Origin of the sequence: Haloferax larsenii (genome assembly GCF_024730625.1) — an archaeon.
GTDB lineage: Archaea > Halobacteriota > Halobacteria > Halobacteriales > Haloferacaceae > Haloferax > Haloferax larsenii.
This window is the reverse complement of record NZ_CP078063.1, coordinates 2,975,680-2,988,723: the sequence shown is the minus strand read 5'-3', so window position 1 is coordinate 2,988,723 and position 13,044 is coordinate 2,975,680. Positions and strand designations below refer to the sequence as shown.

The following is a 13,044-nucleotide window of genomic DNA, read 5'->3' as shown; positions in this document are numbered from 1 at the left end:
GTCAAGGGGTACTGTGTACGAACGCGATTCCTCCCCGTCCTAAACGACGGGGTTTCCTCGCTACCGCAAGATGACGGGACACCCCAACGGAAACTCGCTTTCTCAGTTGCTCGTGCGCCGTGAGACGTTCATCAGAGCGCTCGCGGCCCAGCCTCGTGACAAACGCACCCTGGCTGCCGACCTCGACACCTCTCGGTCGACGGTCGACCGCGTCGTCCGCGAATGCGTAAACGCGGGTATCGTCGAGCAGGATGGTGGTGTCTACGAACTGACTCTCACGGGACAGTGTGCGCTGGAGGTGTTCGACCGGTTCGAACGAGCCACTCGGGGCGTCGAGGACGCACACGACCTGCTCGCGATGCTCCCGGCCGACGCACCCCTCGACCCGGTGTTTCTGAGCGGTGCGGACGTGTACACCTCGACCCCCGAACTGCCGGACAGCGTCCTGCAGCGACTCTTCGAGAGCATCGAGAACGCCGGCCATCTCTGTGGTGTCGCTCCGGTCGCGCTCGCCGGGCAACTCCGCCCGTACTACGAGGCAGCGACCGCCGGGGGAACCACGGTCGAGATGGTAATCGACACCGAACTGTTCGACCGACTGCTCGCGACACCGGACTCGCGAGCGGTCATCGCCGAGCAACTGGAAAACGACGCGGTGGACATCTATCGGACACCCGTTCCGTTTGGATTCGGACTCTGGGTGACAGAACGCGATGCAGGTATCGTCGTCTACACCGACACGGGTGTCGGTGGCATCGCCCGCAACGACCACGAAGGGGCGCTCGCATGGGCGACAGACCTATTCGAGTCGCTCCGTGCGGACGCGACTGAGGTAACGCTCTCGTCGCTCGGGGAACTCACACCCGACGACGCAGAGTGACCGACGAGTCGCAGGCGAGTACATGTCGGAGACGAGTGGACGTTGGCTCTTTTACACACGCAATCGAAGGTCAGCATCGTGAGCGACCACCACCACAGCGACGAACACAGCCATGACCACCACGGTCACAGCGACGGCAACCACCACGGCGACGGCGACTACCACGACCACAGCGACGGCCACAATCACGACGACCACCACGACCATAGCAACAGCCACGACCACGACCATCACCACCACGACATCGAAGAACTCGCAGTCGCCGTTCTCACCATCTCCTCGACGCGAACCGTCGAAGAGGACCCGGCGGGCGACGCCATCGAGTCGGCGCTTCACGACGCCGGCCACACTATCGCTGTTCGGCGCGTCGTCGACGACGACTACGACGAGATTCAGGGCGTCGTCGCTCGGATGGCCGACCGCGGCGACGTGGACGTGACCATCACCACTGGCGGGACGGGCGTTACACCCGACGACGAGACGGTCGAAGCCGTCCAGCAACTGTTCGGAAAGACACTTCCGGGGTTCGGCGAACTGTTCCGCCGACTCTCCTACGACGAGATTGGAACGCGCGTCGTCGGCACGCGAGCGACTGCTGGCACCGTCGACGACATGCCGACGTTCTGCCTGCCGGGCAGCGAGAACGCCGCTCGACTCGGGGCCGAAGAGATACTCGTCCCCGAGATGCCGCACCTCACTGGACTCGCTCGACGCGACACCGAGTAGCGTTCACCCGAACCTGTTCGCGTTTCCCGCGACCAGACTGCAACGTCTGCCCAGTCGCTGCCATTTAAGTTTGCTCGACGGGTCCGCTCAGGTATGAGCCAACAGCCTGCACGCGAGGAGGACGACGACACGTTCTCCAGCGGCAAGGACCCGAACCTCCGAAGTTCGGAGGTCACAGAGGGGCCGGACAAAGCCCCCCACCGCGCGATGTTCCGAGCGATGGGGTTCGACGACGAAGACCTCGGTTCGCCGATGGTCGGCGTCGCCAACCCTGCGGCGGACATCACTCCCTGTAACGTCCACCTCGACGACGTCGCCGACGCCGCCATCGAGGGTGTCGACGAGGCCGGTGGGATGCCCATCGAATTCGGCACCATCACCATCTCCGACGCCATCTCGATGGGGACAGAGGGGATGAAAGCCTCGCTCATCTCCCGCGAGATAATCGCCGACTCCGTCGAACTCGTCTCCTTCGGCGAGCGCATGGACGCCCTCGTCACCGTCGCCGGGTGCGACAAGAACCTCCCCGGAATGATGATGGCCTCCATCCGAACCGACCTCCCGTCTGTCTTCCTCTACGGTGGGTCTATCATGCCCGGCCAGCACGAGGGGCGCGAAGTGACGGTCCAGAACGTCTTCGAGGGCGTCGGCACTTACGCGGAAGGCGACATGAGCGCCGACGAACTCGACGACCTCGAACGGAACGCCTGTCCCGGCGCTGGGTCGTGCGGTGGGATGTTCACCGCCAACACGATGGCCTCCATCTCCGAAGCGCTCGGCATGGCCCCGCTCGGCTCTGCCTCCGCGCCCGCCGAGTCCGAAGCGCGCTACGAGGTCGCCCGCCGCGCTGGCGAGGCCGTCCTCCAGTGCGTCGAAAACGACCTCCGCCCCTCCGACGTCCTCTCGAAGAAGTCCTTCGAGAACGCCATCGCGCTGCAGGTCGCTATCGGTGGCTCGACCAACGCGGTCCTGCACCTCCTCGCGCTCGCCGCCGAGGCCGGCGTCGACCTCGACATCGAGGAGTTCAACACGATTTCCGACCGCACGCCGAAGATTGCCAACCTCCAACCCGGTGGCACTCGCGTCATGAACGACCTGCACGAAGTCGGCGGCGTTCCGGTCGTCATCCGCCGCCTTCTCGAAGCTGGCCTGTTCCACGGCGACGCGATGACCGTCACTGGCCGCACCATCGAGGAGGAACTCGCCCAACTCGACCTGCCGGACGACGAGGCCATCGACGAGGACTTCCTCTACACCGTCGACGAGCCGTATCAGGACGAAGGGGCCATCAAGATTCTCACCGGCAACCTCGCACCCGACGGCGCGGTCCTCAAGGTCACCGGGGACGACAAATTCCACCACACAGGCCCGGCACGCATCTTCGAGAACGAAGAAGACGCCATGCGCTACGTGCAGGAGGGACACATCGAATCGGGCGACGTTATCGCCATCCGCAACGAGGGTCCCCGCGGCGGCCCCGGCATGCGCGAGATGCTCGGCGTCACCGCCGCCGTCGTCGGACAGGGTCACGAAGACGACGTGGCGCTGCTCACCGACGGGCGGTTCTCCGGCGCGACCCGCGGTCCGATGGTCGGCCACGTCGCACCCGAGGCGGTCGAAGGCGGTCCTATCGCGCTCCTCGAAGACGGCGACGAAGTGACCGTGGACATCCCGAACCGCGAACTCTCGGTCGACCTCTCGGACGAGGAGTTCGCGGCCCGAAAGGAAGACTGGGAACCGAAGCAGCCTGCCTACACCTCCGGCGTGCTGGCGAAGTACGCGCGTGACTTCGGTTCTGCGGCGAACGGTGCCGTGACGAACCCGGCCGTCAAGCGCGACGAGTAAGCGACTGTTCGCTGAGACGCTTCGATTCTGTTTTCAGACCACGCGATTCTCCAGGTCGTCATCACCCTCGTCTAACTTCGAGAGGTTCGCGGCGATGATGTCGGACATTCGCTCCCAGTACTTCGGCGTGTGTCCCGCGTTGTGGGGCGTGATGAGGACGTTGTCGAACTGCCAGAGGTCGTGGTCCGACGGGAGCGGTTCGGGGTCGGTCACGTCGAGCGCGGCACCCCGGATGCCGTTGCTCCGAATCGCGTCCAGCAGGGCGTCGGTATCGACGACCGGCCCGCGGCCGATGTTCACGAGGACGGTCTCGGGGGCCATCGATTTGAACGCGTTCGCGTCGATGAGCCCGCGCGTCGTCTCCGTCAGAGGGCACGCGATGACGACGTAGTCGGAGCGAGCGTAGGCGTCGTGGAGACCCTGCACGTCGTCGAAGCCGACGACTTCGTCGGTCGGGCCGCCTTTCTCCGGGGAGTAGCGGACGCCGATAGTCTCGACGCCGAACGGTTCGAGACGGTTGACGACGGTGCGTCCGATTGCGCCCAGTCCGACGATGGTGACTGTCGACCCTTGAAGCTCGAACGTCGGATACGACTGCCAGACGCCGTCTCGCTTCTGGGTCTCGGCGACGTGGAACCGCCGAGTGAAATAGAGGATGCTCCCGAGGACCTGCTCGGCGATATTGGGGCCGTGGACACCCGACGCGTTCGTCACGGCGACGTCGTGGTCGGCGAGTGCCTCGATAGGGAGGTGGCCAGTTCCGGCGAAGACGCACGCGAAGAGGTCGAGATTCTCGGCGTCTTCGAGGACCGATTCGTCGATGGAGAAGCCAGTCGCGACCTGGACGCGAGAGAGGAGGTCACGTTCCTCTTCGGGCGTTCGTGCGAGGGCGACCTCTCGGTCGGGGAGTCGCTCGCGCAGCGTCTCGGCGTACTCCTCGGCGGACAGTCCGTGAATCTTCTGGCGAAGGACGGCGATGTCTGGGTCGCGCATGGACGATGATTCTCGGAGATGGTGATGAATCTGTTCGATTCGGACAAGTCGACGCGAGAATCAGCCGAGTTGACTGCGAGTGCTTCGGCGGCGTTTCGAAATCGTTCGTGTGACGGCGACGGCGTCTACGGTCGGGTCGACCACGTACCGAGACCCATCTTCGCCGAGTTTCCATGCGACTGGTGCATATCCCTGGGGAGCAGGGCCCCCGTCTACGAAGACGAGGTCGCCCCTTTCATCTCGAAAGACCACGGGCGTACGGTCACATCTTGCCTCGTCTCCGCTCATCATCTGTGAACTCCAATGACAGGAGTGATAAATCTCCGTCCCTAGTTATCAGAGTCGGTATCTAGGAATTGCCGAAGGCTAACTCACCCCACGACCGACAGCCGGCGAGGCCCCACCGAGTCGGTTCAAGGGGTTTAATACACGAGGCCAAGACCTGTAGCGGTATGGAACGCGTAGACGTCGCTATCGTCGGTGGCGGCCCGGCTGGAACCTCGGCGGCACACGCCGCCGCATCAGCCGGTGCTTCTGCCGTAGTCCTGGAGAAGGGCGTCCCCCGCGCCGACCGACAGGGTCTCGGCCCGGATTCGACGGATGCGGCCGGGATTCTCGACTACTGGGTGGACATCATGGACATCCACCCCGACGAGATGCCGGACGACGTCGTCCTCGACATTCTCGACCGAGCCGAGTTCATCGGCCCGAACGAGACCGTGACGCTTCGAAGTACCGGCATCGACTCGTCGTACGACGAGTTCGGATACACCTTCCACCGCGCGAAGTTCGACGACTGGATGCGAAGCCGCGCCGAAGAGGCGGGTGCCGAGTATCGCCTGAAAGCCTCCGTCCGCGACGTGGAAACCGACCTCGACGCGACTGGCGGCGAGGACGACCCGCGACACGTCGTCCGACTGGCCAACGGCGAAAACGTTGGTGCGGACTTCCTCATCCTCGCCGACGGACCCCAGCGGACGGTCACGAACAAGGTGCTCGACGACTTCCTCCCGTTCGACATCACAGAGCGCCTCGCCTCGCCGAAGGTGAACCACATCGCCTACCAAGAACACCGGGAGTTCCCGCCCGAGTTGTTCGAGGAAGTCGATGGAGGCATCAAGTTCTGGTGGGGCTACATGCCCGGCCACACGGCGTATCCGTGGGTCTTCCCGAACGACAACAACGTCTGCCGCGTCGGACTGACGATGCCCATCGGACTCGACATCGACGAGGTGGACGACCGCGAGGGCTACACACTTCTTCGCGAGGACGACGAGAAAATCCCGCAAGGTCGCGAGTACGTCCGCCGACTTCTCGAACAGGAGTACGGCGACGAGTACGACGTCGACGAGGACTTCCCGCTCGTCGAAGACCGCGGGAAGAACAAGGGGACCGAGACCTACTCCATCTCCTCGACCCGCCCCATCGACTCGCCGACGAAAGCCGGTATCGCCGTCACCGGCGGTGCGATGGGTTCGACCTCCGCCTTCCACGAGGGCGGCGACCACGTTGCGGTCAGAACCGGTGCTATCGCGGGCGAACTCGCCGCCGAAGGCGACCTGAGCGAGTACAACACTCGCTGGAAAGACGCTATCGGCGACGAGATTCTCCGGAACGTCGCGATGGCCGACATCGTCCACGACTACGGACCGAGCGACTGGGACCGGACGTTCAAGGCCGCCCGGAAGCTTCTCGACTCTGATAAGGGGTACAAGGCGTTCGACCGAGCGAAGCTTACCGCCGGGTTCAGTGCCGCAAAGCTCGCGACGAAGTACAAACGGACGAAGGTCAAGTTCCGGAACGGCAAGTACGTCCAGTTGACGGAATCTGAGTACACGCTGTAGGCGACAGAAGTTTTATTTCAGATTCAGATAATTTGACGTACGATGAGAGCACCGCCGTCACGCCGCCGCCTCCTTCGTATCGGTCTCGCAGTCGCGAGTGCCGGCGTGGTGGCATCGCTCGCGGGGTGTTCGTCCTTTCGCGGGTGTTCGAACGACGAGATATTCCTGCGCGCGGAGTTGGTCGGGAATGCACCGCCGAACGCCACCGTCGTGAGCGCAGAAGACCCACGAATCGCGGAGAGTCCGTGGATTAAGCAGGTCGTCGAAGGGGCCGCCAGCGGGCACCCCCGCGAGTCGAGTATCTCCGACTGTCTCACCGACTACGAGTCGCTTCGAAACAATCTCGAACGACTGCCCGAAGCCGGCGGGCCGAACGACCGCCTGTACTACGTTCGAATCGATGGACAGGTCGTCCGCGTCCGCGCCGTCTTCTTCGAGGGCGACGAGCGGGTTCGGTCGTAACTCGTTTTACCCCTGCCGAACTAGAGCGGGTGCGTACCACAAGTCCCCGTCCGAGTGGTCCCACTTCGGGAGCGATGACAGAACGGCGAACCCAGGTACGCGACATCAAACGCAGCGTGTACGCTGCTCTACTGACCGGCAAACGCCGGTGTACTTCGGAACGTCCGCGCCCGAAAGACGGACCGCCTGGCACGAGGGTTTCCCGGTTGACGCGGCACGCCGCCTCGGGATGATACCGGCCGTTAGTGTTCTGGGCGACATCTCACACACCGAAGAGTGAAATCTCGATGTGAGCACACACTGTTTTGTCTGTTTCCGTACTAACATACATGTCCCAATGACCTCACTCCCCGAGTCGATTCGGCGGTTCGGCCCGAGCCGCCGAATCCGACACGTCATCTACTACATCATCGGGCTCGTGTCACTCGTGGTCTTCTACGCGGTGGCGTACAACTACGCGCTGGCGCGACTCGAAGGCGTCAACCAGTCGATTTTCGCCTCGTTCGAATTCGTCATCCAGACGATGACCACCACGGGATACGGTCAGGACTCGGATATCTGGAGCCACCCGCTGATGTTCCTGTTCGTCGCCTCGATTCAGATATCCGGTATCGCAATCGGATTTTTCACCCTCCGTCTCATCATCATTCCGCTGTTTACGAGCGCTCAGGTCAACCTCGACGACCGACTCAGCCCGAAGTCCGACCACGTCATCATCTGTGAGTATCGCCGAGACTCCGTGATTCTGCTGGACGAACTCAAGCAACTTGGCATCGATTACGTGCTTATTTCGTCTTCACGGGAAGACGCCGAGTCGCTCTCGAACCGTGGCTACGCCGCTATTCACGGCTCTCCGCAGTCGGCAGCCACGTTCGAACGGGCTAGCATCCGCACCGCGCGCGCGGTGATTACCGACGCCGGCAACGCGAACGTCAATACGATACTCACCGTGCGGACGCTCCGTTCAGACATCGACGTCATCGCGCTGACCGACGACAGCGACATGGAAGGGGTACTGCGCACCGTCGGCGCGGACACCGTGTTGTCTCCGCACGCGGTCTTGGGACACCGCCTCGCAGAGAAGGCTGTCGCCTCGTTCAGTTCTGAGTTGCGAGACACCATCGAAATCGGCGGGACGACGAAGTTGATGGAACTCCCCGTGTCCGAGTCGAGCGAACTGGTCGGTCGCAAAATCCGGGACACGAAGGTCAGGGAGCGAACCGGGGCCACCATCGTCGGTGCCTGGTTCGACGGCGAGTTGCAGTTGCCACCCAGCCCGGACGCCGTCGTCAGTCCAAATACCGTCCTTCTGGTGTCTGGTGAGGAGGCTGCGCTCGAAGAGCTAAACGAGTTCACTCGGCCACCCCGGTCGTTCACCGAACACGAGCGCTTCGTTCTCCTCGGGTTGGGTGAAGTCGGACAGGCCGCCAAGTCGGTTATTCAGGAGGCTGGTGGTGATGTCGTGGGAATCGACCTCGAAGAGCGAGACGGGGTCGACGTCGTCGGCGATGGCGGGTCCCGAGAGGCCTTGCTCGAAGCAGGTGTCGAGACCGCAGGAGCCATCGTCGTCGGCGTCCCTGACGACTCGGTTGCGCTCTTGACGACAGCGATGGCGCAGTCTCTCTCCCCCGAGATAGAGATACTCGTCCGTGTGGGGGACGCAGAGACGACACAGAAGGCGTTTACCGCCGGTGCAGATTACGTCCTGTCGGTCCCGAGGGTGAGCGCGAGGATGGTCGCAAAAGAGCTTCGGGGCGAAGACATCCTCGCCCCGGCGAGCCAGATTCGCCTCGTCCGAGTACCAGCCGCTGAGTTCGCCGGGAAGACACTCGCAAACTCCCGTATTTACGAGCAGACTGGCTGTCGCGTCATCGCTATTCAAGACGCCGACGGACAGACTGTAGATATCGACCCACAGCGGCGATTCACTGGCGACGAACGGCTTACGATCGTCGGACGCGACGAAGCTGTACAGAAGTTCCTCAAGCGGTTCGACGTCTCTCCGACTGACTTGGCTAGCTGAGTCGCCGTAGTCGACAGGGTGAGTTATCACCCTCGGTGGCGGTCGCGTTTCGGGCGATAGTCTCCGTGAGAGGCCGCGAGAGTCGCGTACACCGCCAGATACCGTCTTCCCTGCTTATTTCAGTCCACAGTGCAATATCCCACCCAAATGAGTACGCCGAGCCAGATACCTCCACTTGAGATTACCCTCCGCTTAGTGGCGGGTCTCGCCCTCATCTTGACAAACGGCTTTTTCGTCGCTATCGAGTTCGCGTTGACGCGGGCTCGTCAGTTCAGCAAACAAGAGTTCATCGGCGACACGCCCACGCTGGAGCGAGCGTGGGAGATGACGCAGAACCTAGAGATTTACTTGACGACCTGTCAGGTCGGCATCACGGCATCGAGCATTGCAGTCGGTATCGTCGCAGAACCGGCGTTGGCCGCGCTGTTCAGACCGTACTTCGCCAACACGCCACTCGCGTCGGTCGGCGCAGGCGCACTCATCGCGTTCGGTATCATCAACCTCCTGCACCTCACCCACGGTGAGCAGACGCCGACGTACCTCGGTGTCGAACGCTCGCGGATGGTCTGTCGATACGGTGCGACCCCGCTGTACTGGTTCAACTGGCTCATCTCTCCGCTCATCACGCTCGGTGACTGGATTGCCAAGGCGACGCTCAAGCTGTTCGGCATCGAGATGACGGGTGCGTGGCTCGAAACCGAAGAAGAGGTGCTCGAATCTCGGGCACAGCTTCGGAACCGACTCCACTCCCTCCTCGAAGAAGGCGAACTGCCAGAGGAACGCCGGGAAGAAGTTCTCCGTGCGCTCGACGTAGACGAACTCGCGGTCAGTGAAATCATGGTTCCGGCCGACGATATCATCGCCGTCTCGACGACGGCCACTCCGGAAGAGAACTTCGATGAGATTCGCAACACGCCACACACTCGGTTCCCACTCGTTGGCGAGGAGTTGACTGACTTCCGTGGCGTCGTGTATGCGCCGTCGATTATCGACAACTACGAAGAGTTACAGGACGGGACGCTCTCGTTCGCCGAGATTGCAGCGCCGACGATGACGCTGGCGGCAGAGACGAACGTCAGCGACGCGTTCGACCAGTTCCAAGCAGAAGACCAAGAGTTGGCGCTCGTCATCGAAGACGGCAACGTGGTTGGACTCCTCACCGCGACCGACGCGCTCGAAGCGGTGATGGGCGAACTCGAAGACCCGCTCGACCAGCGCGCTGTCTCCGACTGATTCCCGCGACTCACTCATCGTCCGGCGACGGACGCGCCGTGCGTAATTTGAGTACGACTCGCGTGCCGCCCCACTGGCTGGGTTCGACGACGAGTTCCCCGCCAGAACTGCGAATAATCCACCGAGTGAGCCACAGGCCCATCCCGGCGCTGTGCATCAAGTCCGTCTCTGTCTCTCGTGTCAGTACCTCCCGTTCGACTTTCGGCAGGCCGGGACCGTCGTCTTCGATGACGAGGTCGACGTACTGAGACGATTCGGATTCCAAGGGCGTCCCGACGAACACCCGAGGTGTCTCCGAATCGTTGTGCTCGACGGCGTTTTCGATGAGGTTGTCGAGTGCATACGGAAACAGTTCGTGGGCCTCGATGGTCGTCCCCGCTCGGATATTCGACTGTATCTCGGCCGCTGGCCAATCTAACTCGAGGCGGTCGAGGTGGTTCTGTAGCTCCGCCCCGAGTTCGAACGTCGTGAGGCTCTCTTCGTCGTCTCTCGCCTGAAGCTGTTCGATGTGCCGAGCGCTCTCGCTCAGACTCTCGATGTTCACCAGCCGTTTTTCCATCGCCTCGACGTGTTTGTTTCCGTCCGAAACCTGGTCGGCGAGCAGGTCGAGATGCCCGCGAAGCACGGTGATATCGTTTCGAATGTTGTGGCGAAGCACGCGATTGAGAATGGTGAGACGCTGCTCGCGCTGTTTCTGTGCGGTGATGTCGCTGATTACGAACGTCGCACCGGTGGGCGTGTCACCGGTCGTGTACACTGGGGCAGCCCACAGTCGAACGTCGAGGGTCGAACCGTTCTTGTGCCGGTGGCGAGTTTCGATGCCGGTTAGCCGCTCTCCACGCTGGAGTTGCGAGAAGTACGTTTCGAACGTGTCGGGAAGTTCGGCGAGCAGTCGAGCGTACGACTCGGTCAGAAACTCGGATTCTGTCCACCCAAATATGCGTTCGGCACCGGTGTTCCACAACTGAACGGACCCGTCTTCGGCGACGACGATGATTGCGACGGGCGCGACTTCGATGACGGAGAGAAACTGCTCTCGAAGATACTCGACTGTCGCGGTGAAGACGTCCGCCCGCTCTTGGGGCGTCAAATACTCCTGCATGATAGAGACAAAATCAGAAACGAGAGTCGCAACTAACTCCTCGCGTTGCGCGGGTGCATGAGACTGGTACGACTCGATAAAGCGCTGTTGCGCCTCCGTGTGACCCTCTGTCTTGAGGACGTTGAAGAGTGCGCCGACAAGTTGTTCCGTATGCCTGCTCATTTAGGTGAGCCTAAAATCAGGATACCCAAATGGGTTCCGAGTGTGGAATCCCCAATCAGGGGTGGGTTCAGCCGAGAATATCGGACGTGATTCTCTCGAATCAGACGTTCAGGACGCCGAGTTCGGTGTGTTGGCAGCGACCTCGGAGACCCATTCGGCGAGGTCCGAGACGACGCGTTCGGCGACGTTGCCGCCGAAAAAGAGACTTACTGGATGGGTAGGTGCGAACCCATCTTGGAAGAAATGGTCGAGGCCGTCGTAGAGTTCGACGCGACTCCCGTCGGCGAGGGCCACAGCCTGCCACTTCTCGAATTCGTCTCGGAACCACGCCGCAAGGTCAGCCTGAACCTCTTCGTCGGCCCGGCAGGTCTTCAACACGAACGTCGGAATATCGACAGCGCTCGCAGTCCCGGCAGGGTTGTAGTTTCTCATGCTACGGTGCCACGTCCCGGGTCGGCCCCAGAGAACCTCGTCGTCGCCGTAGTCGCCCTCGGCGAGGCGGCGGACCGTCTCACGCTCGCGTTCGAGTTCCGCCACTTGGTCCTCGCTGAGGTCACCATCGAGTTCGAATTCGTAGCGCAGGAACGTGAGGTCGTCCGGGTCCTGCGTCGAGTCGGCACGCGCGTCGAGTGCGGCGACGCCCGCCACATCACCGTGTCGGTCAGCGATTCGCGGGCCGCACATCCCGCCTTGGCTGTGCCCTGCGAGGAACACAGCACGCTCGTCGACCTCATCGACAGCGGCGAGCGTGTCTACTGCCGCGACCGCGTCGTCGACGACGACCGTGTCGAGCGTGTAGTTCCCGTCGGCGACCTCGTGGTCGGCGAGTCGTTTCTCGTACCGGAGCGTGGCGATACCTCGGCTGGCGAGCCCCCACGCGAGGTCTTTGAGAATCTTCGATGCGCCTGCGGTTCCGTCCGGGTCGTGGATACCAGCACCGTGGACGAGGACGACGGCTGGGAACGGGCCGTCTCCTTCCGGGACCGCGAGGACGCCGTCGAGGTCTACGTCTCCGGCGTCGATAGTCACGTCGCGCTCGTTGAAGGCGCTCTCGTCTGCGTACGCCGGAGGCTCGTACTCGGGAGAAAACTGGACGTTTTCGACGCCTTCCGTTCCGATATCGAGTCTCGCCGTCTCGGTTCCGTCCTCGAATTCGAGTACGACGGCGACGTCGTTGTCATCGAGACGTAGTTCACCGACACCCGCTGGCGTCCCGTACTGGCTGTAGAGTCCCCACCAGTACGTCTCGAAGACCTCTTCGGAATCCATCGTCGCGTCGCCGAACGCGTCGGGAAACGAGTCGATAACTGCGCTCCGACCCGTTTCGGTCAACAGGTCGGCCGCATCGACGAACGATTCGTCGAGAAACGCTGTCGAGAACTGACGTGCCATCTCCTCGGCGGTGCTCGTGGAGACCATCGTTCGAATAGCGATTGTCTCCTGGGTGACAAATAGATTGACATGTTTGGATGGCCGGACGGCGGTGATATTCCACGGTTCTCATCGGAGACTAGATAGTTCAAATCGAACGATACAAAGCCAGACGCGCCCACAGAAACCGTTTCCTTTATTTTTTAGGTTTGCCTAAAGCATTCCAATGAGCACTGGTACGCAGTCGCGCCGCGGGCAACCAGCCGAGACAGAACCCACCCAGCGGCCGGAGATAGCGACTTGTGAAAGCAGCCCTGGAAAGACGGTGTTTCTCGAATCGGGGAACACCGATGGATGGATTTCGAGTGACGTGACCGTCGACGTTCGAGAATAATTACCGTAC

At 62.1% G+C, this 13,044-nt stretch carries 12 protein-coding genes; 8 read left to right on the top strand and 4 right to left on the bottom strand.

The window, feature by feature from the left end:
* Positions 1-70 precede the first annotated feature (70 nt).
* The 3 genes from KU306_RS15510 to ilvD all read left to right on the top strand — a co-directional run bounded on the left by KU306_RS15510 (position 71) and on the right by ilvD (position 3,451).
* Positions 71-880, top strand: a complete 810-nt coding sequence (locus KU306_RS15510) for a helix-turn-helix transcriptional regulator (protein WP_258302451.1) — start codon at positions 71-73, stop codon at positions 878-880.
* A 78-nt stretch (positions 881-958) separates the two neighbouring features.
* Positions 959-1,606, top strand: a complete 648-nt coding sequence (locus tag KU306_RS15505; protein WP_258302450.1) for a MogA/MoaB family molybdenum cofactor biosynthesis protein — start codon at positions 959-961, stop codon at positions 1,604-1,606.
* A gap of 93 nt (positions 1,607-1,699) precedes the next feature.
* Entirely contained in the window at positions 1,700-3,451 is a 1,752-nt protein-coding gene (ilvD, locus tag KU306_RS15500; RefSeq protein ID WP_258302449.1) for a dihydroxy-acid dehydratase, read from the top strand.
* Positions 3,452-3,484: 33 nt separating this feature from the next.
* Here the strand turns inward: ilvD and KU306_RS15495 are convergent, their stop codons facing one another.
* Positions 3,485-4,444: a D-2-hydroxyacid dehydrogenase gene (locus KU306_RS15495; protein ID WP_007543272.1), complete on the bottom strand. Its 960-nt coding sequence runs from the start codon at positions 4,442-4,444 to the stop codon at positions 3,485-3,487.
* Positions 4,445-4,504: 60 nt separating this feature from the next.
* Positions 4,505-4,732, bottom strand: a complete 228-nt coding sequence (locus tag KU306_RS18995; protein WP_007543274.1) for a hypothetical protein — start codon at positions 4,730-4,732, stop codon at positions 4,505-4,507.
* Positions 4,733-4,896: 164 nt separating this feature from the next.
* Here KU306_RS18995 and KU306_RS15490 point away from each other — a divergent pair, with 164 nt between their 5' ends.
* The 4 genes from KU306_RS15490 (at position 4,897) to KU306_RS15475 (ending at position 10,006) form a co-directional block, all read left to right on the top strand.
* Positions 4,897-6,288, top strand: a complete 1,392-nt coding sequence (locus KU306_RS15490) for an NAD(P)/FAD-dependent oxidoreductase (protein WP_258302448.1) — start codon at positions 4,897-4,899, stop codon at positions 6,286-6,288.
* 42 nt (positions 6,289-6,330) lie between these two features.
* Positions 6,331-6,750: a hypothetical protein gene (locus tag KU306_RS15485; protein ID WP_007543278.1), complete on the top strand. Its 420-nt coding sequence runs from the start codon at positions 6,331-6,333 to the stop codon at positions 6,748-6,750.
* A 337-nt stretch (positions 6,751-7,087) separates the two neighbouring features.
* Positions 7,088-8,773 (top strand): potassium channel family protein, encoded by a 1,686-nt coding sequence (locus tag KU306_RS15480; RefSeq protein WP_258302447.1) that lies wholly within the window; start codon positions 7,088-7,090, stop codon positions 8,771-8,773.
* Between the two features lie 165 nt (positions 8,774-8,938).
* Positions 8,939-10,006 carry a CNNM domain-containing protein gene (locus KU306_RS15475; protein ID WP_258303409.1) on the top strand — a complete coding sequence of 356 codons (1,068 nt, stop codon included), beginning with the start codon at positions 8,939-8,941 and terminating at the stop codon, positions 10,004-10,006.
* Between the two features lie 10 nt (positions 10,007-10,016).
* Here KU306_RS15475 and KU306_RS15470 read toward each other — a convergent pair whose 3' ends face one another.
* Together KU306_RS15470 and KU306_RS15465 are read right to left on the bottom strand one after the other, a co-directional pair.
* Positions 10,017-11,270, bottom strand: a complete 1,254-nt coding sequence (locus KU306_RS15470; RefSeq protein WP_258302446.1) for a PAS domain S-box protein — start codon at positions 11,268-11,270, stop codon at positions 10,017-10,019.
* 108 nt (positions 11,271-11,378) lie between these two features.
* Positions 11,379-12,689 (bottom strand): alpha/beta hydrolase, encoded by a 1,311-nt coding sequence (locus KU306_RS15465; protein ID WP_258302445.1) that lies wholly within the window; start codon positions 12,687-12,689, stop codon positions 11,379-11,381.
* A gap of 178 nt (positions 12,690-12,867) precedes the next feature.
* Here KU306_RS15465 and KU306_RS15460 point away from each other — a divergent pair, with 178 nt between their 5' ends.
* On the top strand, positions 12,868-13,035 hold the full coding sequence (locus KU306_RS15460; protein WP_169317608.1) for a hypothetical protein: 168 nt from the start codon (positions 12,868-12,870) through the stop codon (positions 13,033-13,035).
* Positions 13,036-13,044: the final 9 nt, after the last annotated feature.